At 65.9% G+C, this 20946-nt stretch carries 16 protein-coding genes; 5 read left to right on the forward strand and 11 right to left on the reverse strand.

Annotated elements, in window-relative coordinates; translation table 11 throughout:
- Nucleotides 1-134: 134 nt before the first annotated feature.
- From CCR79_RS08325 to CCR79_RS08350, 6 genes are all read right to left on the reverse strand, one after another.
- Nucleotides 135-1628, reverse strand: coding sequence for a mannose-1-phosphate guanylyltransferase/mannose-6-phosphate isomerase (locus CCR79_RS08325; protein ID WP_201170795.1), 1494 nt, complete (start codon nt 1626-1628; stop codon nt 135-137).
- 8 nt (nt 1629-1636) lie between these two features.
- Nucleotides 1637-2776: a nucleotidyltransferase domain-containing protein gene (locus tag CCR79_RS08330; protein ID WP_274601269.1), complete on the reverse strand. Its 1140-nt coding sequence runs from the start codon at nt 2774-2776 to the stop codon at nt 1637-1639.
- Nucleotides 2736-3671, reverse strand: a complete 936-nt coding sequence (locus tag CCR79_RS08335) for an HprK-related kinase A (protein WP_201170797.1) — start codon at nt 3669-3671, stop codon at nt 2736-2738. Before CCR79_RS08335 ends, CCR79_RS08330 begins: the two co-directional genes overlap by 41 nt.
- Nucleotides 3672-3985: 314 nt before the next feature.
- Nucleotides 3986-4681, reverse strand: a complete 696-nt coding sequence (locus CCR79_RS08340; protein ID WP_201170799.1) for a hypothetical protein — start codon at nt 4679-4681, stop codon at nt 3986-3988.
- A gap of 216 nt (nt 4682-4897) precedes the next feature.
- On the reverse strand, nt 4898-5632 hold the full coding sequence (locus CCR79_RS08345; RefSeq protein WP_201170800.1) for a methyltransferase domain-containing protein: 735 nt from the start codon (nt 5630-5632) through the stop codon (nt 4898-4900).
- Nucleotides 5629-7560: an O-antigen ligase family protein gene (locus tag CCR79_RS08350; protein ID WP_201170801.1), complete on the reverse strand. Its 1932-nt coding sequence runs from the start codon at nt 7558-7560 to the stop codon at nt 5629-5631. The genes CCR79_RS08345 and CCR79_RS08350 overlap by 4 nt, the downstream gene beginning before the upstream one ends.
- Before the next feature lie 79 nt (nt 7561-7639).
- On the opposite strand from CCR79_RS08350, the gene CCR79_RS08355 reads away from it, so the two are divergent.
- From CCR79_RS08355 to CCR79_RS08365, 3 genes are read left to right on the forward strand one after another with little or no spacing between them, the layout of a single operon-like run.
- On the forward strand, nt 7640-9247 hold the full coding sequence (locus CCR79_RS08355) for an acyl-CoA ligase (AMP-forming), exosortase A system-associated (protein ID WP_201170802.1): 1608 nt from the start codon (nt 7640-7642) through the stop codon (nt 9245-9247).
- Nucleotides 9234-10505, forward strand: a complete 1272-nt coding sequence (locus tag CCR79_RS08360) for a pyridoxal-dependent decarboxylase, exosortase A system-associated (RefSeq protein WP_430654666.1) — start codon at nt 9234-9236, stop codon at nt 10503-10505. The genes CCR79_RS08355 and CCR79_RS08360 overlap by 14 nt, the downstream gene beginning before the upstream one ends.
- On the forward strand, nt 10489-11010 hold the full coding sequence (locus tag CCR79_RS08365) for a hypothetical protein (protein WP_201170803.1): 522 nt from the start codon (nt 10489-10491) through the stop codon (nt 11008-11010). Before CCR79_RS08360 ends, CCR79_RS08365 begins: the two co-directional genes overlap by 17 nt.
- 14 nt (nt 11011-11024) lie before the next feature.
- Here the strand turns inward: CCR79_RS08365 and CCR79_RS08370 are convergent, their stop codons facing one another.
- Nucleotides 11025-12398, reverse strand: coding sequence for a VanZ family protein (locus CCR79_RS08370; RefSeq protein ID WP_201170804.1), 1374 nt, complete (start codon nt 12396-12398; stop codon nt 11025-11027).
- Nucleotides 12399-12679: 281 nt separating this feature from the next.
- On the opposite strand from CCR79_RS08370, the gene CCR79_RS08375 reads away from it, so the two are divergent.
- Together CCR79_RS08375 and CCR79_RS08380 are read left to right on the forward strand one after the other, a co-directional pair.
- Nucleotides 12680-13339 carry a GNAT family N-acetyltransferase gene (locus CCR79_RS08375; protein WP_201170805.1) on the forward strand — a complete coding sequence of 220 codons (660 nt, stop codon included), beginning with the start codon at nt 12680-12682 and terminating at the stop codon, nt 13337-13339.
- 47 nt (nt 13340-13386) lie between these two features.
- Nucleotides 13387-16146, forward strand: coding sequence for a chondroitinase-B domain-containing protein (locus tag CCR79_RS08380; protein WP_201170807.1), 2760 nt, complete (start codon nt 13387-13389; stop codon nt 16144-16146).
- Between the two features lie 14 nt (nt 16147-16160).
- Here the strand turns inward: CCR79_RS08380 and CCR79_RS08385 are convergent, their stop codons facing one another.
- The 4 genes from CCR79_RS08385 to CCR79_RS08400 are packed head-to-tail and all read right to left on the reverse strand — an operon-like array spanning nt 16161 to nt 20942.
- The gene (locus tag CCR79_RS08385) at nt 16161-17171 is read right to left on the reverse strand and encodes a polysaccharide deacetylase family protein (RefSeq protein WP_201170810.1); all 1011 of its coding nucleotides are present in this window, start codon (nt 17169-17171) and stop codon (nt 16161-16163) included.
- Complete coding sequence (locus CCR79_RS08390) at nt 17168-18031, reverse strand: ATP-grasp fold amidoligase family protein (RefSeq protein WP_201170813.1); 864 nt, start codon at nt 18029-18031, stop codon at nt 17168-17170. Before CCR79_RS08390 ends, CCR79_RS08385 begins: the two co-directional genes overlap by 4 nt.
- On the reverse strand, nt 18028-19113 hold the full coding sequence (locus CCR79_RS13665) for a GNAT family N-acetyltransferase (RefSeq protein ID WP_201170816.1): 1086 nt from the start codon (nt 19111-19113) through the stop codon (nt 18028-18030). The genes CCR79_RS08390 and CCR79_RS13665 overlap by 4 nt, the downstream gene beginning before the upstream one ends.
- Before the next feature lie 32 nt (nt 19114-19145).
- Nucleotides 19146-20942, reverse strand: coding sequence for an ABC transporter ATP-binding protein (locus tag CCR79_RS08400; RefSeq protein WP_201170818.1), 1797 nt, complete (start codon nt 20940-20942; stop codon nt 19146-19148).
- Nucleotides 20943-20946: the final 4 nt, after the last annotated feature.

The following is a 20946-nucleotide window of genomic DNA, read 5'->3' on the forward strand; positions in this document are numbered from 1 at the left end:
CCAATGACAAGACACGCCGCCGGTACCACCCTTCCGGTTCGGCCCCCACCATGATGGTAGCCGACGCAGGTGACCGCGCCACCCGAATCAATTGAATGGATGGTTGGAGCGAAGACGCGATTAGGGTCTGCCCGCTACAGTGCGTCACCGGTGAGCCGGTCATTCGCCCGCCCATACAGATCTTCGAAGCGGACCAGATCGTCCTCTTCCAGGTAGGGGCCGGTCTGGATCTCGATGATCTGCAGCGGGATGCGGCCCGGATTCTCGAGCCGGTGGGGTCGCGTAGCGGGGACGTAGGTGGACTGGTTTTCCTCTAGGTAGATCTCCTCCTCGCCGTTGACCACGCGGGCCGTCCCGGCGATGACCACCCAGTGCTCCGAGCGGTGGTGGTGCATCTGTAAAGAGAGCTTACACCCGGGTTTGACCACGATCCGCTTGAGCTTGTAACGGTGGCCGCTCTCCAGGGTCGTGTAGCTGCCCCAGGGGCGCGCGACGGTGACGTGGTACTCGGCCAGCTCGGGGCGCTCGGCGGCGACCTGGGCGACCAGCGGCTTGAGGTCGGCCAGGCGCTCGCGCGGACAGACCAGTGTGGCGTCCCGGGTCTGCACCAGCGCCAGGTTCTCCACCCCGTAGGCGGCGAGCAGACCGCCGTCGGCACTCCACAGCAGGCTGTCGCGGCTGTCCACCGGCAGCGCCGGCCCATTGCAGACGTTGCCCCGTTCATCCTTGGCCCGCTCCTGGTAGAGGGCCTCCCAGCTACCCAGATCGCTCCAGCCCAGGTCCACGGGCACCACGGCCACTTTGTCCGCCCGCTCGACCAGCCCGTAGTCGATGGAGGTCTCGGGCAACTGGCCGTAAGCCGCTTCATCAGGTATGACGTCGCTCTCCACCCAGCCCTGGACCGCCTCGGCAATGGCCGGCTGGTGCTCCCGCAGCAGGTCCAGGAAACGGTCGGCCCGGAAGACGAACATGCCGCTGTTCCAGTAGTAGCCGCCGTTCTCGAGGAAGCGGCCCGCCGTGTCGGCATCCGGCTTCTCGACAAAGCTTCGGGCCTCCTCCACCCCGCCGGCCAGCGTCTCCCCGGCCTCGATGTAGCCGAACCCCGTCGCTGGCGCCGTGGGACGGACGCCGAAGAGGACCAGATGCCCAGCATCCGCCGCGTGCTCAGCCCGCTCCCAGGCCGCGAGGAGCGCCTCCGGCTCGCCGATGCGGTGGTCCGAGGGGAAGACACTGATGAGGGCATCTGGAGTCTGCCGGGCGATGCCGGCCACCGCCCAGGCGATGGCCGGAAGGGTGTTGCGGGCCGACGGCTCGGCGAGCACCCGCTCGGCCAGCGGTGCGGACACCTCGTGCAGTTGCCCTTTGACCTCGAAACGGTGGTCGGCATGGGTCACCGTGGTAATCCGCTCCGGCGCCAGAGCAGGCAGAAGCCGACCCGCAGTCTCCTGGAGCAGGGTCGCCTCCCCCGTCAGGGCCAACAGCTGTTTGGGCATATTCCGCCGGGAGAGCGGCCACAGGCGCGTCCCGGACCCGCCGGCGAGGATCACCGCATGACGCCGATCCGCCCGCGATACCTCCCCGGGCCCTTCCTCTTCCGCGCTGCTTGCGCCGCACACGCCGTCCGCCATCGCTGACCTCATCCATGCTGTTGTGGGTTGGCCGCCGCCCGGTCTTCGCCCGAATCATCCTCCCGCGGGGCCAGAAAGGCTTTGTAAAACAGATGCCGCGCCAGGAGCAACGGCGGCATCTTGAGCCAGTGGCCGCGGAGGAAAACGAGCGCCCGCGCCAGGGCATCCACCCAGGGGGTCGCAGAAACCCGGCCGTTCAAAGCGTGATGAAACATCCGCCGGCTGACCCAGCGCGCCGGCAGACTTGCCGCGTGATCATGCAGTCGCCGCTCTACGCTTTCCGGGACCAAGGTCCCGAAGCGGTGCTGGCAGCAACGGATCGCCGGCTCCATCAGCCAAGCCACCTGGAGCGCCTCCGCCTCGTTCAGGAGCTCCTCCCAGAACACTACGCCGTGCTGCGCCTCATAGTGCTCGATGAGGGTGTGGATATCGTAAAGGTCGCGGAGCCCGCGGTCCCAGTCGGTCTCCGAGAAGAGGTGGACGATGGCGTGCAGCACCAGGTGCCGGGGCGCCGGCAGCTGGAGGCGATCCATACCCCCGATGGGGCGCGCCGCGGACAAAAGTCGTTCCGGATCCACCGCCACGGCGAAGGTAGCGGGCAGGATGTTGTGGTGGAGATCGAGCGTCGTGCCGCGCTTGACGTGCTGCAGCGGCGGCAGCTCATGCATCCACTGGCGATAGTAACGCTGGTCGTAGGCCGAGTGGTGCGTACCGAACCAGCCCTCGTAAAAGAGCACCGCCTCCGCCCGTTCCACCTCGTCACGGCGAAAAAGCAGATCGATGTCCGCCGCGATGCGGCCGGCTGCGTTCGGCAGCCCCGCCAGAACGTAGGCGCCGCCCTTGAGGACCAGGGGCGGCGTGAGGTTGCGGATCAGCCCACTATCGAGCTGCTCGAGCTCCCAGCGCAGGGCGGCGGCGTTGGTCTCGGCAGTCAGCGCCGCCCCCCAAAGGTGGCGGGCCGCCCACTCCGGCAGGCGCTCGGCCACACCCGCCTCCATGGCGCGGTGCCAGAGGGCCCCGAGCAGCAGGTTCTCACGGCCGACGGCCAGCATCGCGGTCCACTCCCGCCCCGAGCGCTCCAACAACGAAGCTGGCTGTGCCAGGCCGTCACACAGAGCTTGGGTGGGATCCGGCTGCCAGTTCTTCAAAGATGGGGATCGCCTCTTCCAGTCGGCTGTAGCGGAAATCGTAGCCTTGCGCCTGCTCGACGATATCTACGGTCCGGTGGAACGCGCGGGCCCCGAGGGCGGCGTAGTTGAAGGAGTTCCGCGCCAACCCCATAAACGTTTCCCCCTCCGAGCGCTCGGTCAGAACCGCCGGAGCTTGCGGTTGATAGCGGGGGAAGACCACCCACGCAGGCGTCGCCGGCTCGTTCGCCCGGACCACACTATCACGGGGCGGGCGCATGTGGGCCACCGACCCTTTCAAGGTATCGTGGCAGCGCTCACTGAGAAACGCATCCGGGGCAATGGCCTGGATCACATCGATGGAGGCGTTCTTCAGGCTCACCGGCCGACTTAGCCCCAAGACCCGCACCTCGCTACTCGCCAGATCAACCAGCGTGGCCTCGTCACTGAGCAGCCGCCAGCCGCTGCAGGCCAGCGCCGCACACAGGGTGCTTTTCCCCGACTCCGGCGGCGCCGGCATGATGAGGGCCCGGCCGTTCTTCTCCAGGCAGGCGGCATGAAAAAGTAGGAAGTGCTTAACTTGGGTCCCGATGCACCAGTTCAGCCCCCACTCAAGCATCGGGAAGGCCTGGTTGCGGGGGAGCGGCTTGAAGATATTCTTCCGGTCGGCGTAGAAGAGCGCTTGCGGTCGGTAAAAGCGCCGAAGCCCCAGGGGTTCCCGAACCTCGCAGAAGAAGTCCGCGCCATCCTCTGGCTCAATCACCCGATGATCAGCGTAGAGACGCCAAAGGCCTTCAGCAACACTACTCAGTCGGCTTTTGAGAAGGGAGCGCACCGGACCGGTTTGAACCAGCAGGCACCCTGCGGCGAGGCGACCCGACAAGTCGGCGTAACCCAATTCAGCTACCGACGTCATCGCAATGTTCGCAAATCAAGCCGATCTCCATGAGGGAATTCAAAGCTGATGCGAGACGCTCTCGCTCTGCGCGCTCCTCCTGCTCCTCGTTGAAAAGCCTTAAGAACTCCGATTCGTAAGCCGGCGACTTAGCATTGAGCACAGTTAAGATGCCAACCACCTCTCCCGGTAAAACGTAGGTGCCCCCCATGCCGACAGTATAAATGAACCCAAAATTTCCCACCACCCGGTATTCCAGCCCGGAACCCTCTCCCGTCCGCGAGAAGCAGGCGGAAGACAAATAAAAGAGCCTTGGCTTCACGCCCTGCTAGCACTCAGTCCAACAAGAAGTCAAAAAAACAGTCTTTCTCGTAACAGGAGTTTCCATTGATTGTGTTTTTAAAAAAAGCAGCCACTCCATCCTTAGACAACTCATCTCCAGTGCCCGGTATTTTGTAGTATCCATTATCGAGAGCATCTGTAACCATTTCTCTAATCTGTTCTGACCCAGGACCCAAATATTCGACAGATGAATCGGTACTACTCATATAGGCAGCGGATCCAAAGCGGATCACCCTCCGATCCGAATCACTTACCTTATAACCATTTTTCTTTACAATATTATTGTTGTTTCCATGGGCAGCGTAACTCAAATTGAGAGAGTTACCGTTATCGTCTGTATACGTGCCTGAACTATACTCAAAGACGTCATTGAAATCTTCCTCCTTAGCATCGTCGGACCCCCCGCCATTACCTTCGTTACCCCAATACCCTGTGCTCTTCCCATTGCAATTAACAGCATCTCCGTGGCGCGATACGTTCCCCGAAACCCATCCGGAGGGGTTACAATTGCCACCGTTTCCATTACTTGCTCTAAGCGGGTTGCTGTAGAGCGTCATCAGCACGGGCACACTACCCAGCGCCGCCTGGCTAAAGCGCCGGCGCGACATACCCCGGCTCGGGGAGGCGTTGTCCTGCTCTTTCGCGTCGGGGCGCGGCTCGGGGGTCTGATTGCGCTCGTGTTCCGTCATCGCGGATTCCCTCAAAGGTCGCGCTGCTTCAGTTGGAAGTTACCGGTCTACCGAATTCTTTTGCAAGCTTCATACCGAGGCACGGGAGAACGGCTCAACCCTGTGCTGTGTCAGGGTGTTGGGGCCACGCCCTCCCGGTTCCCTCCGGCTCCCGAACCCTCGAATGTAAAATTTGCTGACACCACCTGCCGCGCAGCCCCAAGCGACCCGGCAGCCTTATCCGACTCGCGCCCGGACCAGGAAGGAGTGGCAGAGGCGCCGCTCCAATCCTGGCACGATCCGCAGGGCGCCGCGCACCGCTCGGTGCTCCACCCAAGGCTGGAGCCGCGCGATCCGCCCGGGCAGCAGCAACAGCCAAGCCACCTGCTGGACCTCCGTGCCCGTCGCCTGCAGTTCCTCGACGAGGCCAGTATAGTCGTCATAGCGCAGGTGTGGCGAACGACCGGCCCGCTTGCGGCGCCACTCGGCGAAGACGGTGGGCAGGCACCGGGCGTTGAGGGCATCCACCCAGATCTCACCGCCCGGGCGCACTACCCGGGCCATCTCCGCCAGCGCCGGCCGCGGCCCCGGCAGCGCCTGGAGGACCCCGAGGCACAGCACCCCGTCAAAGTGATCATCGCCGAAGGGCAGCCGCTGGGCATCCCCGGCAACCCAGGGAATCCCCGGCTCGCTGCGCTGCTGCGCCTTGAACAGAGACGGCTGGGAGTAGTCCAGGCCAACCACGTCACGCCCGCTCTCCCGGAGGTAGCGCGTGTAGGTACCAGCCCCGCAGCCGAGATCCAGCCAGCGGCCCGCCGGGGCATCCGCCTGCTCCCAGAATTGGCGAAACTGTCGGAAGCGAGCATCCAAGCCGGTGGGCGTCCAGCCCGCGATCCCGGCATCATCGTCCAAGGTGGCGCCCCGCTGCATGAACCGCCGCTGCCAGCGCCGTGCAAAATCAGGATCGGTCACTGCCCCTCCCTGTCTCGTGATCCGGTTTCCCCCAGCCGCCCGTCGCCTCGACCGGCATGACCCGCCGCTGCCCCCAGCAAGAGCACTAGATAGAAGAGTAGCGCGATGTGGGGGTTGAAGAAGATGGTCGCGAACATCCCCACCGCCAGCGCCCCGGTGATCCCGGCGGCAGCCGCCAGCGCCGCCAGCGTCGGTGGGCGGGCATAAGGCGCCAGGGCCCAAAGGCCGGTGGCGACGAGCACCAGCCACAGCGCCGCGCCCGCAATCCCTTGATCGAAGTAGAACTCCAGTAGCTGGTTCTCGGTGCGCCAGGCGTCGTAGTTGCTGGTGGTATAGAACCAGTGTCGGCCGCCCGCTGCAAACGTCCCGTTCTTGAGCAGCTGAGAGCCGTCGCCCCGGTGAATGCGGACGTCGTCCATGAGCAGCGGTCCCGGCAGACCATCCTCGCGACTCAGCGAAAAGACCAGCGATCGCTCCAACCCAGGCATCCCGCGCCCGGCGGGCGGCGCAAGCCGGAGGGCCATCCCACGCCACGGCGGATCGCTCCCCTCACCGAGGCCATCCAGCTGGATCCAACGCTCTGCGCAGCGGACCGGGTAGACCACCGACTCCTCACAGAGGGCCACTCGCAGCCGGGCACCCGGCGGCCCCTGCACCCGAAGCACGACATCCACCCACTCCGGTCGGTCGGCGGCGAAAAGCCGCTGGGCAAGGCGCCCGGTCGGATCCTCGCCCATCCAGAGCATCGCCGTCTCGCCCTGCCCCAAGAAACCGTACTGTCCAACGGGATCGTCCACCTGCGGCGCGGTGCGGTAGGCCGCCGGGAAGGTCCCCACGCCGTGCCCCATCCACGGCGTCCGGGCTGTCTCCGCGGAAATCGCCAGGATCGTCGCCCAGCGATCCCAGCGCCCCTCCGCATCGCGGGTCGTGGCGGACCAGCGGTCGCTGGCGAAGCCGTCGAGCATCGCCAGGGCGATCCCGATCGCTACCAGGATCGGCATCCACGCCAACAGGATGCTGGTCCGGCGGCTCCGCCCCCCGGCACGGGTCAACAAGGGCCCGCCGAAAAGCGCCAGGACCAACAACGCCACGGCGACGGCCAACCACGCCGAGCGCGTAAAAGTCACCACGGTGGCGTAGCTGACCAGCAGGCTGACCGTCAGCGTCCAGAGCAGCGCCCAGCGGGGCCGGGTCCAGGCCCAGACCAGCGCGAAGGGGATTGTCAGGGCGAGGAATGCCGCCAGGCTGGGCCCACCGACGTGCATGTCGGTGAACCAGCCGGCGACCCGAAAACCGCTTTCGGTGTCCAAGACCCCCGGGTAGACGGCTCGCTCGCGCACCACTGCGCCCACTGCCGCGAGGCACCCCAGCGCCATCCCCGGTACCAGCCCGCGCAGGAACTGCTCGCGGGGCGGATCTGGGGCGTAGCGCACCAGCAACAAGGCGCCGAGCGCCAGCAGCACCCCGGAAGCGGTACGGGCGGTGTTCCAGGGGGCGGCGTAATCCACCCAGGGCCCCGGGGCCTGGGTCAGCCACCACCAGACGGCCACCCCGACGCCGAGCGCTGTGGAGGCCAGCAGCCCGTAGAACGAGAAGCGCAGCGGCGCTGGTAACAGGGCGGGCAACGCGGGCGAACAATCCGACTGCCACGCCGGCCAGCGCAGGAGTGCCACCGCGAAGGTCATCATGAGAAGCAGCTCCACCTCGCCGAAGTGGAGCCAGCCGGTCCACGGCATCCCGTCGAGTAGGGCCACCGCAGGCGGCAGGACCCAGAGCCAGGCCAGGGGGTAGCGAGCCAGGGCAAACGCATAGACGACCAGCCCCACCACCAGCCAGGCCACGCCCTGGGGCCAATGGAGCGCCAGCGTGAGGGTCAGCAGGGCGAGCAGTAGACCGCCCACCTGGGGCACCCATGCCCCCCATCCCACCGCTGACCTCCAGCAAAAACTGCCGGGACCTGTACACTCGTTGGTACGATGCGCCTTCACGGATGCACCTGTCAGGGATATGGCGGAACGACTCCACGACCTGCTCCTCGCCCCGGCCCACGAGCAAGCCGGCCGGATCGCGTTGCGCCAGGCCGGCAACCCGGCGGCGGCGCTTCGCTACGAACAACTCGCCGAGGAGGTCGAGCGCACCGCCGCCGCGCTGCTTGAGCAGGGCCTTGAGCCGGACGATCGGGTGGGAGTCTACCTGGAAAAGCGGCTGGAGGCGGTGGTGGGCCTTTTCGCGGCGGCGGCTGCCGGCGGCATCGCGGTACCCATCAACCCGGTCCTTAAACCCGCGCAGGTCGCCCATATCCTGCGCGATGCCGGCGCGCGCTTTCTGATCACCTCCACAGCCCGCAGCCAGACCCTCCAGGCCGAATGGGCACACTGCCCGACCCTCGAGCACATCTGGTGGGTGGAGGATGCGCCGGCGCCGGACGCTTTGCCCCGAGGCGTTGCGGGCCATCGCTGGGATCAGCGGCCGCGGTGCGCCCCTGGGCCACATCCCCGTCGTATCGAGCGCGATGCGGCGATGCTGCTCTACACCTCCGGCAGCACCGGTTTACCCAAAGGCGTGGCCCTCTCGCACCGCAACCTGACCGCCGGGGCCGCGAGTGTCGTCGCCTACCTGGAGAATGACGCCGAAGATCGCATCCTGGCAGCCCTGCCGCTGAGCTTCGACTACGGCTTCAGCCAGCTGACCACCGCCTTCATGGTAGGCGCTGAAGTCGTCCTTCACGACTACCTTTTGCCGCGGGAAGTCCCCCAAAAGGTGGCGGAGCACGGCATCACCGGGCTCGCAGGCGTCCCGCCCATGTGGTTCGACCTGGCCGAGCTGCCGTGGCCACCAGCCGCCCGCGCCAGCCTGCGCTACCTCACCAACTCCGGTGGGGCTCTGCCACGGGCGACGCTGGAGGCACTGCGCCGCCAGCTTCCGGAGGCGAAGCTCTACCTGATGTATGGACTGACCGAGGCGTTCCGCTCCACCTACCTGCCGCCCGAGGAGCTCGACGCCCGTCCGGATTCCATCGGCCGCGCCATTCCCAACGCCGAGGTCCAGGTGGTTCGGCCCGACGGCAGTGCTTGCGCCCCGTACGAGCACGGTGAGCTCATCCACCGTGGCCCGCAGGTGGCGCTGGGTTATTGGAACGCCCCGGAGGCCACCGCAGAGCGCTTCCGGCCCGCTCCCAACCGGCCGGCTGAGCTACCGTCCAGGGAATACGCTGTCTGGTCCGGCGACACGGTCTACGCCGATGAGCAGGGCTTCCTCTACTTCGTCGGACGTACCGACGAGCTGATCAAAACCTCGGGCTACCGGGTCAGCCCCCAGGAGATCGAGGCGGCGGTGCTAGAGATCTCGGGGGTCCAGGAGTGCGTGGCCATTGGCCTGCCGGAGCCGCGGTTGGGCCAACGCATCGCCGCGGTGATCGCCACCGACGCCGGGGCAGGCATCGACGCGGAGACGATCCGCCAGGCCTGCCGATCGCGCCTGCCCTCCTTCATGGTCCCGGAAACCATCCGGATCCAGGGGCACGGCCTCCCGCGAACCGCCAACGGCAAGATCGACCGTGCCGCCCTGCGCGACCATCTACTCGATACCGAGGCCCGCGATCATGCAGCGCCTTGAAGAACTGCCCTGCATGCGGACCTTCACGGTGCGCGACGGTTGCCTGAGCCTGAGCGGCAGACCGGTCCCTGAGCTGGTAGCCGAGGCCGGCGGGACACCGGTGTATCTGTACGACGAAGCCATGCTGCAGACGCGGCTGGCCGAACTCCGGGGCGCCCTCCCCGGCGATGTGGCCGTGCATTACGCCGTCAAGGCGAACCCCATGCCGGCGTTGCTACAGTACCTGGCCGATCGCGTGGACGGATTCGATATCGCCTCTGCCGGCGAGTTGGAGCGGCTGCGCACCATCGGTGTGGCCCCGGATCGGATCAGCTTTGCCGGCCCGGGCAAACGCGACGAAGAGCTTGCCGCTGCCATTGCGGCCGGGATCACGCTGCACATCGAGTCCGCCGGCGAACTGGAGCGGGTGGCGGAGCTGGCGTCCCGTTCCGAGGCGAGACCCCAGGTCGCCCTGCGCATCAACCCAAACTTTGAACTCAAACGCTCTGGCATGAGGATGGCCGGCGGCCCGCAGCCCTTTGGGATCGACGCCGAGTGCGCACCGCAGCTCCTGCAACGCATGGATGCGCTGCCGGTCGCCTTCCAGGGCTTCCACCTCTTCGCCGGTTCACAGAATCTGCGCACCGATCTGCTGATCGAGGCACTGGAGCCGATGTTCCGGCTCCTCGGCGACCTGGCCGCGCAGGCGCCGGGACCGGTTCGACAGGTCACCCTCGGGGCCGGACTCGGCATCCCCTACTTCCCGGGCGATCAGCCGGTGGACCTGCCCGCCTACGCCCGGGCACTGGATAGCTGCCTGGCCCAGCGCCCGGAAAGCCTTCAGGGAACCCGAATCGCCCTGGAGCTGGGCCGTTACCTGGTGGGTGAGGCCGGCGTCTATATCGCCCGCGTGATCGACCGCAAGGTCTCGCGCGGACAGGTCTATCTGGTCATCGACGGGGGCATGCACCACCACCTGGCGGCCTCCGGCAACCTCGGCCAGGTCGTGCGACGCAACTTCCCTGTGGCGGTGGCCAACCGGATGGACGAACCGGCCCAAGAGACCGCTACGGTGGTCGGCCCCCTGTGCACCCCCCTGGATCGCCTCGCCGAGCAGGTGGAACTCCCCACCGCCGAACCGGGGGATCTGATCGCCGTCTTCCAGTCGGGGGCTTACGGGCTGACGGCCAGTCCGGTGCATTTCCTCAGCCATCCCCTGCCGCGGGAGCGGCTGATTCCAACCATTCAGGAGGGTTCACGCCGTGGCCACACCCGTTGACACCTTCCAGCGCTACTTCCGCTACCAGTTGCGACGCGGGCGGGATCACGATGTAGTCTCCGTCGTCTATGCGGGGGACTCGGCGCAGAACTCATCGCAGGAACCACAGACTACGGCCTCGGTGGACCTGGTACCGCAACAGCGCACGGCCCTGGTCCGGGACATCCGCATCACCCCGGAGTTTCGGCTACGCGAGGATGAGGGCGAGACCACCCACGGCGACCTGAAGCGATTACGGCACCTCTACAGCCGCACCTTCCCGCTGCCCTACGCGGCGGCGATGGCCGGGGCCCTGGCCCACGCCAGCAACCGGGACTTACGGCAGCTGCGCGCCTACCTCTCGCGGGATGAGATCCGCATCCTGCCGCATCTCTTTGCGTTGCAGCACTGTGGCGACCGTGAGTATCAGGGGCAAACGCGCCAGCTTTTGAACACCGCGGCGGAGCGCATGCCGGTGTTCTACGAGTTCGTCTGTATTGCCGCCCGGGAGTTGGCGGAGTCATAGCTTCAACCGCCAAACTAGGAGCCGGCAATCACGCGCCCTGCTTTTGCCGGGGCCGCCGCGTCCCTGCGCGTGAGGGCGAAGGCCAACCAATCGAGCAGCATCACAGCACCCGCTGCCGCAAGGCCGGCAAGCACTAGCGAACTGGAGTCGGGGCGCCCCCCCTCCGTGAACAGCTTGCCGAACTCCACCAACGCCGCGAGACTCACCGCAACCCCGGCCGCCCAGGCTGCGATCTGATAACGCGTCGCCCGTACTCGCAAGGCCAGGAGCCAGGCAAAAACACCCAACGGCGCATAGAGGAGCAGGTGGAAGAGCATGCTGCGTAGGGCCGCAACTTCCGCGACGTTGTAGTGGTAGTAGAACGGAAGTAAACGGGTGCTTTGAAGGGTGTCAACGGCTTGGTCGATATCCCAATGGTAGGGTCGGAACTCGTGGCTACCCAACACGAGGAGCAGCGTATAAGGCAACGCAGCACCAGCGACCAAGAGCGGCCCCCATTGCCGCAGAGCGGCCAAAAGGCGGCTGGCATCGGTCAACATGCTCCTTCCGATGAAGATCCCCAGGGTGATGCCGAAAGCGCGCATCATTGCTGAACGCCCTTCAACGACCCCGGAGGCCACGAAAAGATTGAGTAGCTCCAGGCCCACGGCCACCGCGAGCGCTGCCGCCATACCAAGCCGCCAAGGCTCTCGCCGAACGCGCGGGATCAGCACGACCAGCAACAAGCCCAGCGGGAGGCTGGCCACCAACTCCGCCCCCCGAAACCCTACGCAGGAAGGATCCGCGAGGCAGCCCGCACTTTGCGCCCATAGGTGAACCGCGCCGGATGTCAGGCGCTCGGCAACCGCCCAGGGGCTGAGCACGAGATCAAAGGGCAACAAGATCAGCCCGGTGTAAGCTAAGACATATGCAGAAACGACCACCAGCAGCGCCGTGGGGCCGCCGCGACGTATGTGTCCAAGCCAGCCACCGAGCCAACCGCGCAGGGCAAACCAACTGACCACTCCGATAACGCCACCGAGGAAGTTCCCGCTCATATCAGCAATGGCGGGGTAACGAACCGGCAGCCAGATCTGCAGGAACTCGATGGTCATGGTGGTCATCAGCGCGACCAGGGCCGCAAGCACCCCCATCACCCACTGCCCTGCGCGACCTTGAACCGCGTGCGACAACCAGGCCGCCCAGAAGAACCCCAGCGGTACGTAGAGCAGCACGTTGGCCACCCATTGGCCTTGGTTGCCCCCGGTGATCCCGTGGAATCCGATGCTGGTGTAGACCTCCCAGGCCCGCTCCACACTGATGTCACGGAACTCAAACGGCAGGAGTGTAGCGTAGGCGATCACACCCAAACTGAGCCACGCGCCTATGCAGCAGGCGCGGTAGCTCAATGGATCAGCAGGGGGATTACGCAGCGACACAGACAGGTTCCTGTAGCCCTCAGCCCACACACAGGGCCTGACCCATGATCGGATGAAGGCTCATTGTATCCGTTCGTGGCCACCACGGTACGTAATTGAGGTCCAAGATCAACGGTTCCGGAGCATCGGTGATCGCCCTACCCTCCCCCAGTCAATGGCATGGTAATCTGCTGCTCACTGGTCTCGCCTTGTGTGCCGCGAGACTACACTGGGAGGTTAGCCATGCCGCAAGGATCGCTTCTCGGTTAAAAATGGCCCGCCTGAACACTGCGCTCATCCTCCTCAACGGCGTCCTAAGAAGGCTGTCACGGCGCATGGAGGCACATCGGTACTACCTGCTGGCGCAACCGGTGGGTCAGAACCGACTCCTGCCCGCCAACCTGCGCCATGCCATCCGAGTCGAGCAGGCCCGTGCCGATGCCGCGATCCTGACCCGGTCCGGGCGGCCAGACGAAGAGCTGCGGGCTCGCGCGCAGGCGGGCGCGGTCTGCTTCGTCGCGTACCAGGATGACGAGCCCAGCGGCTTCCTGTGGCTGCACCCCGGCCCCCACGAGGAGCGCACGCACCCCTGCGTCCTGCAGCCGGCACCTTCCGGGCAGGCCTGGCTTGATCTGGATATCGTGATCCTGCCTCATGCGAGGCACTCATTAACCTTCGCTGCCCTTTGGGATGCCGCCAATGCCTATCTGCGCGAGCAGGACGCATCCTGGTGCCAAAGCCGGATCTCGGCGTTCAACGCCCACTCCCTGCGAGCCCACCAACGGCTGGGAGCCCGAATCATCGGGAGCCTCACCTTCGTGCAGCTTGGACGCTGGCACTTGGTGCTGGGCGGCCCAGCACCAAGGTTACACCTGAGCGCGCCTGATCGTGGTAAACCGATTGTACAACTCCGGGCACCGTGCGATACCTGAACTCAGGCAAACGGCCCAGGAGCCAAAGTAGAGGTGGAGTCCGAACATTGAGCGATCCGACCCGAGCTGCCCGCAAACCCACCCTGGCCCACCTGTTTCTGCTTACCCTGATCATGGGTCTTCTCTCCCACGTCGCTCACGCGGAGACCGTCTCAGTCGGCGACAGCGACGAGCTTGAGACCGCGCTGCGTGAGGCGCAGCCGGGCGAGACGATCGAACTCCGCCCGGGCGACTATGTACTCCCCAGCCTGACCCTGCGGACGGACGGCGAAGCCGACGCCCCGATCACGGTTCAGTCAGTCATCCCTGGCAAGGCGCGGATCTGGTCGGACCACACCACGCTCATGAAGCTTTACGGTGCACATTGGCACTTCCGTGGGCTCGACTTCCAGGGGAGCCGGAGCGCCAACCATGCCTTCCACATCGTCCGGGGGGCCGACGATGTTGTTCTGGAAGGCAACCGCTTCCAGAACTTCCACGCGGCCATCAAGGCCAATGGGGAAGGCAGCCCACCCTCCTTCCCGGATCGCGTACGAATCCACCGGAACGTCTTTAACAACGAGACGGCGCGGGACACCAACCAACCCGTCGCCGCCATCAACGTCAATGGCGGGCGCGACTGGGTGATCACGGAGAACTTCATCAGCGACATCGGCTACGCGGCGGAGCGCCACGGCGTCAGCACCAGCACGGCGTTCGTCAAGGGCGGCGCCTACGGTGCCACGTTCGATCGCAATGTCGTCATCTGCGAGTGGCGACACACCGGCGGTTACCGGGCCGGCATGTCTTTCGGGGGCGGCGGCACCGGTGAGCGATACTTCGACCGCCGCGGCATGGAGCACTGCCGGGAGAACTGCCCGGAGGTGCGCAACAGCCGCATGACCAACAACATCATCCTCAACTGCCCCAACCACGCCGGCATCTACCTGAATCAGGCGCACGATGTCTTGATCAGCAACAACACCGTCTACGATGCCTTCGGTGTCATCGCCCAATTCCCCCACACGGCGGCACGCGTTCAGGACAATCTGATGACCGGCCGGGTATGGACCCGGCGGGACGCCCAAGTGGATACCGCTGGCAACCTGACCAGCGGCTGGCCCGGGCCCTGGGGCTACTTGCCCAGCGTGCGCAGCCGACTCCACGCCCCCGAGCCCGGCCAGGAGGGTAGCAACTCCGACGGCATCGAAGCCGCCCTGGACTGGGCCGTTGCACGGACCCGTGACGCCGTGGACTGGCTTGGCGCCTCGCGGCTGGGTAAAGGGTTGAACCGCTACGAGGACTGGCTGACCGCACCCGCCTTCGGACAACTACAACCACGGGACCCCGAGGCGATCCTCGGCCGGGGCCACGGCGACGCCGGTGTCGATCACGACTTCTGCGGGCAACCCAGAGAAGGTGCCGTGGACGTGGGGGCCATCCAGTACACGGCGGGCGACTGCACGCTCCAGCGGGAACTCCCCCGGCGCCACGGGGAGCTCTTTGCCGGTCTCAGCCAGGGGGATCAGCGCCACCCGGAAACGCCGGCAGCGGCTCAGAGAGACATGGCTGCCCCCCTCGACTTACCGGCGCCAACCCGCACCCTGTCAGCGACTCCGGAGAGCTTCTCCGAAAAGGTGGCCGAACTACGCCCCGGCGACGCCCTTGAGCTCGAACCGGGCACCTACTCCGGTGGCCTCGACCTGCGTGGCCTGGAAGGGACAGAAGAACGTCCCATCGTGATCCGCGGCCCGGAGAGGGGCGAGGGACAGGAAACCGCTGTGCTGCTTGGTGAATCAGGGCGAAACACGGTCCGCTTCGAGGATTCCGCCCACATCGTGCTGAAGAACCTGGAACTCGATGGCCGGGGCCGTAACGTCTCTGCGGTCGTGGCGGAGGCCACGGGCGATTACGCCCACGACATCACGCTCGATGGCCTGTCCATCCACGGCTATGACGGGATTCGCGGCAACTCCGGGATCACCACCCGCTCCACCGCGTGGAACTGGGTGATCCGCAACAGCGAGATCCGCCGCGTCGGAACGGGGATGTACCTGGGCCAGCCCGACGGGGCACCGTTTATCGCCGGCGTCATCGAGGGCAATCAGATCGCCGAAACCCTCGGCTATGGCATGCAGATCAAGCACCAGGACGAACGCACCATGGTCCCCGGCATGCCGACGGATCCTCAGCGCACTGTCATCCGTGGCAACACCTTTGACAAGGCCGAGGGCGGCGAGCGCGGCAGTGGCGCCCGCCCGAACCTCCTGGTGGGGCACTTCCCGACCTTCGGGCCGGGGCAGCACGACCAGTACCTGATCCACGGCAACCTCTTCTTTGAGAACCCGCACCAGCGCCTATTCCAGGGCGAGGGCAACGTCGCCCTCTATAACAACCTCTTTGTCAATCGACACGGGGTCTCCGGGTTGGGCGGGGATGGCGCGATCTTCCTGCGTCATAACGATGTACCCAAAGACCTCTACGTCCTCAACAACACGTTCGTCACCGAGGGATTCGGGCTGCGGATCGCCGAGCCGGATACGGACTACGAGCAGATCGTGCAGGGCAACGCGATCTTCTCCGCCGAGCCTTTGAGCCTCGATGGCATCGAGGCCCCCGACAACTTCACGGCCGACCTGCCAGCAGCCTGGGATAAACTGGTCCGCGCGGACGGCAGCTTAGAGCAGCTGGATCTGACACCCCGTGCGGGCGCCTTGGAACGGGACACCGAACTCTCCTGGCCCAAGGAGCTACCCGGGCTGGACCGGGATTACCATGGCGCCCAGCGGTCCCAATCGGTCTGGGGCGCGCTGCAGGCGCGGGAGTAACCTCCCGCTGCTCGTCAGGCGGTGACCGTTTCTGGCCGACGGATGAGGAGGTTGCGCAGCATCCGTGCCGCGAAGCCGCGGGCGTGCCGATCCCAGGGTGTGAAACGGGGGAGCTCAAGGGGGTCGGCATGCCGTCGCGCCGCCCCCCACGCCGTCGATACCGCGGCCTGGAAGCCGCAAGCCTCGACGAGTTGCACGTCGCGCGCGGTGTAATCGCGCCCCGGCTGCCCGTTCGGATAGGCGAACAGCCGCACCGGCTCACTGAGCACTTCCTCGAGGACCTCGCGACTGCCTCCGATTTCCGTGCGAGCGGTGGCATCATCGACACGGCTCAGGATGGGGTGCGAGCGGGTGTGGGCGCCGATCTCGAAACCACCGGTGGCCAACTGACGGAGGCCATCGGTGGTCATCATCAGATCTCGCGGCAGCGAGACCCCGCTCTCGCGTACCAGCCGAGCCACACGTTCTTCGCGCTCCACCCCGTCCAAGTGCTTGACACTACGAATCACTGCCTCGGCCAACCGGCGACGATCCTCGTCGCCGGCGATTCGCCAGACGCCGACCCCCCAGGCGCTCAGGTCCGTTTCCCCTTTGGGCAAAGCTCGCACGGCCTCGATGATCCGATCATTGAACATGACCCCGCCGTCTAGGTAATCCGCAGCGACGAAGCAGGTGGCCGGAAGCCCCAGGGCGCGGAGAACCGGGAGCGCGCAGTGGAGGTTGTCGGCGTAGCCGTCGTCAAAAGTGATACAGGCAGCCCGCGGGGGAAGCCGGCCGCGCCGCAGGGCGGTCACGGCCTCCGATAACGGCAGGACTCGGAACAGCGCCTGGACCCAGCCCATCTGTTCGGCGAACTCGGCCTGGTTCGGCTCCCCGGGGCGCAGGGGATCCCGCTCGGGCAGGACCCTGTGGTAGATCAGGATGCTCAATGCCCCGCTGCCCCCCGGCGCCAAGAGCCGCAAGGGTAGCCACGCCGCCGCCAGCGCGGCCCGCTCCGCCGGGGAAGGCGCGATGGGGAAACTCATGCGAACAGCCGATCGGAGACCGGCCCCTCTGCCTCCGGCGGGATGAACGGCTCGTCGGCACTACCCGGGCAATTGGTCAGTTCGCCGACGAAACAGTGCTGGCCATCCGTGTACAGATCCACGCGGATGAACTCGAACGGCGCGGCCAGGGCGGTGGCCAGATCGAGCATCTCCTGCAGGTTTTCGGGCCGCGGCACCGCCCGATCCGCCGGCGGATAGAGCATGGACGCCCCCAAATCCTGCCACTCCGGCGTGTAGAGTGCCCGGGTGTGGCGTGTATGCCGATCGAGATCCACCTGGATGAGACGCGGCTGGCCCCGGTAGCAGAAGATCTTGTAATCGGAGAGCTCGGGATCTTCGAAAAGGATCGGCTCGACGATCACACGGGGCTGCAAATACCGATGATTGACCTCGCGGGTTGGCTCGTAGTGGTTGCGCTCAAGCCAATTGACCAAGCGCTCGCGATCCACCGGACTCTCCGCCGTGTGGAAGGCCACCTCGCCCGAGAGGTGGGTAGGCTTGACACAGCACTGCTCCGGCAGCTGCACCTGCCGCACCGCTTCCGGCGAGTCGAGCAACGCCAAAGTCGGAACGTTGTAGGAGTCCCCCACCTGCGCCCGCACGTAGAGCTTGGCCCAGGCCTTGTCGGTCACCAGCATGCGAAGGGGGTCGAGCAGCGTGTCGCTGGTCTTAAGCCGGAAAAGGTAATCCGGCAGGCGCATGGCGGAGGATGGCCAGCGCCGGTGGGTCCGCAGGAATCGAAGCAGCGCCACTAGCCGATCCCCGGCGCGGTTCCGGGGCGCCAGCCGCAGGATCGCGCGACCCAACACCCCGCTCTCCTGTTCGACCTCTTCACTCATGCTCGCTCCCTTGAGCTGTCCAGCAGACGGTCCACAGCGCGTGCGACGCCCAACCGCCAGCGCGGGCGCTGAATGCGGACCCGAAGCATTTCGCCCCGGTGGCTTGCCAGGCTACGCTTGTACTGGCTATCGCCGACCAGCAGGTCGTACCGATCCCACCCCTGTCGGGCGGCATGGGCTACCGCGAGCGCATGGCAGACCAACCCGGGCTTCAACCGCTGGTCGTCACTGTAGTTTAAACCGCCCTGATAATTGCAGACTGTACCTCCGGCGCAAAGGTTGTACAGATAGCCGATCTCATGCTCCGGCGTGCGGACCCGAAAGATCTCCACGACGCCCTCCGGCGCCGCCGCGCGGACCAGACGCCGATGGAAATCGAGCACCCGGGGGTGGGCAAACGCCCCCTGGAAGCCGCGCCGCATCTGCCAATGCCGTTGATGGAGGCGAACCAGCTGCTCGAACCACTCGATGGCCTGCTCGGCGTCCCGGGCCGCTTCCTGATCCAAGGCCTCAGGACCGCCGTAAAGCCGCATTGCACGACGGATCTGATAGCGTGTATTGGCGCTTAGCCCACTCAGGTAATCGGCGACGTCGGCGATACCGGTGAGTTCTACGTAGAAGTACGGCTTGCGCTCCTCGATCCGTGGGGTGAGCGGGAGCCCTTCCAGCGCCTGACGCAGTGCCTCCCACCGATCAGCGCGGACCCAGCCGACCAGCAATTCGTCCCAGTCGCGCCGCTCCAGGAGATGCTCAATCAGGGCACGGAAGGCCGGCGCTTGATCGTCGGCTTCCGCCAACAGGCCGTTGTGTTCCAGACCGACGCGATCCAGTGCGGCACACCCCGTTTCATTCAGGGCATAGCGGCGCAGTGGCACGCCGTGATCCCAGGTCCGTCGTGCCCCTCCCAGAGAGAGTGCGGCACGTACCTCCCCATTGTAGGTAATCAGGCGGGGCTCAAATCGGTCGGAAGCCGAAGCCAGGCTCCGGTACAACGACTCCTGCCAGGCTCGGGAGAGGAAGGCGTTGCCACCGGACCGGCGGAAGAGCCGATCCCAATCCGTGGCCGCCTGCTCAAAGGGCACCGCAACAACACGCCACCCCCCCTGCGTCACCGTCAGGCCCCTGCCGCAAGCTTCCGGAACTCCGGCCCGCCCTCGTAGAGCTCCTCCCAGGTCCCTTCCTCGACCAGGGTACCCCCGGAGAGGACGAAGATCCGGTCACACGGCTGGACCGTGGAGAGCCGGTGCGCGATGAGGATCACCGTCTTGCTCTGCCCGAGGTTGTAGATCGCGTCCATGACGACCCGCTCCGTGGCGTTATCGAGGGCACTGGTCGCCTCATCCAGAACCAGCACGGGCGGGTCGTGATAGAGCGCCCGTGCGATGCCTATGCGCTGGCGCTGCCCGCCGGAGAGGCGCAGGCCGCGCTCCCCGATGACGGTATCGTAGCCGTTGGGGAGTTCTTCGCGTACGAAGGCGTCGAGGTTGGCCATGCGGGCCGCACGCTCGACCGCATATTGATCGATGCGGGATTCCGGGATGCCAAGGGCGATGTTCCCGCGGACGGTGGTGTCCGCCAGGAAGATGTGCTGCGGCACGTAGCCGATGGCGGCCTGCCAGTTGCGCATATTCGCCGCGGTAATGGGCTCCCCGTCCACCTTCATGCCCCCCTGCTCCGGCTCCAGTAAGCCTAGCAGGACATCGACAAGCGTACTCTTGCCGGCCCCCGAGGGCCCCACCAGACCCACCCGGCTATAGGCGGGGATACGCAGGCTCAAGTTCCGCAGAGCCGGCTCATCGGCGTTGGGGTACCGATAAGTCACATGCTGAATGGCGATCTCCCTTCTGGGCACGATGGGGTCAATGGCTTCCTCGGGATCCGGCAGCGCGACCCGGTCGCCGTCGTCACGGAGATCCTGGATCAGATGATCCAGGGCGGGCTTCGTAAAACGCAGCCGTGCCAAGCCGTTGAAGATCGACTGGAAGGCCGGCACCAGGCGCTTGGCGGCCAGCGCATAAGCCCCGATGATGGGCAGCGTCTGCCCCAGGCCACCCTGCCCCATCAGGAACAAGACCAGAAGGACGATTCCGCCGAAGGCAAAGGCCTCGATCACGTAGATGGGGATGGAGCCGAGGATGCTCGCATTGGCCTGGGTCCGGGCGTACTGTTGGGCCGCATCCTGGTAACGGTCCAAGTACACGCCTTCGCGCCCGAGCAGCCGGATCTCCTTGGCGCCGGCGAAGGCCTCGTTCACAGCCACGAAGCGCTGCTGATTGGCCCGAACCCGGGTTTCGCCGATGCGGCTAAGCCACTGGCGAGCGAGAAAATAGATGCCCCCATAGATCGTCGCAAAACTCAACGCCACGAAGAGGGTCAGCACCGGGTAGAGCAGGAGGAGGAAGCCGAGCAGAAGGGCGACGACCAGCCCCTGGCTGACGAGGCGCAGGCACGGCATCACCGCCCCATCCACGGTCTGACGGCTCTCCTCGAGCACGGTCTTGGCCAGATCGCCGGAGTTGCGGTTGACGAAGAAGACGTAGGGGCGGCGCAGATAGCCGCTCATCAGCCACTGCGAGACCCGGTACTGCAGCATGTGGGTGTAACGCGTGGTGACCCACTTCGTGGTCGCCTCGAAGGCGTTGCCAACGGTGATCGCCAGGAACGCCAGGATACCGAGCAGGTAGAGAAAGCCCTGCGTGGTCTCGAAGCCGAGGCCTTCATAGACGGTCGCCAGGGCCTCGTTCTGCTGGACGGTCTGCGGATCGCCCAGCACGGCCAAGAAGGGCATGACCGAGGCCACCCCAACCAGCTGCAGGGCGGCATTGCCGATCATCAGTACCAGGAGGCCTGCCGCAATCCAGCGTTCCCGTCCTTGGATGAGGATAGCCAGCTTGCCCAGCAAATCGCGCATGAAG

The sequence above is a fragment of the Halorhodospira halophila genome, assembly GCF_016653405.1.
GTDB lineage: Bacteria > Pseudomonadota > Gammaproteobacteria > Nitrococcales > Halorhodospiraceae > Halorhodospira > Halorhodospira halophila_A.

What these genes read in the sequence shown, in the direction of transcription:
- CCR79_RS08375 (WP_201170805.1), top strand. Translation starts at nt 12,680, where the DNA reads ATGGCCCGCCTGAACACTGCGCTCATCCTCCTCAACGGCGTCCTAAGA.
- CCR79_RS08335 (WP_201170797.1), bottom strand. Translation starts at nt 3,671, where the DNA reads ATGACGTCGGTAGCTGAATTGGGTTACGCCGACTTGTCGGGTCGCCTC.
- CCR79_RS08390 (WP_201170813.1), bottom strand. Translation starts at nt 18,031, where the DNA reads ATGAGTGAAGAGGTCGAACAGGAGAGCGGGGTGTTGGGTCGCGCGATC.
- CCR79_RS08325 (WP_201170795.1), bottom strand. Translation starts at nt 1,628, where the DNA reads ATGGCGGACGGCGTGTGCGGCGCAAGCAGCGCGGAAGAGGAAGGGCCC.
- CCR79_RS08340 (WP_201170799.1), bottom strand. Translation starts at nt 4,681, where the DNA reads ATGACGGAACACGAGCGCAATCAGACCCCCGAGCCGCGCCCCGACGCG.
- CCR79_RS08355 (WP_201170802.1), top strand. Translation starts at nt 7,640, where the DNA reads ATGGCGGAACGACTCCACGACCTGCTCCTCGCCCCGGCCCACGAGCAA.
- CCR79_RS08400 (WP_201170818.1), bottom strand. Translation starts at nt 20,942, where the DNA reads ATGCGCGATTTGCTGGGCAAGCTGGCTATCCTCATCCAAGGACGGGAA.
- CCR79_RS08360 (WP_430654666.1), top strand. Translation starts at nt 9,234, where the DNA reads ATGCAGCGCCTTGAAGAACTGCCCTGCATGCGGACCTTCACGGTGCGC.
- CCR79_RS08385 (WP_201170810.1), bottom strand. Translation starts at nt 17,171, where the DNA reads ATGAGTTTCCCCATCGCGCCTTCCCCGGCGGAGCGGGCCGCGCTGGCG.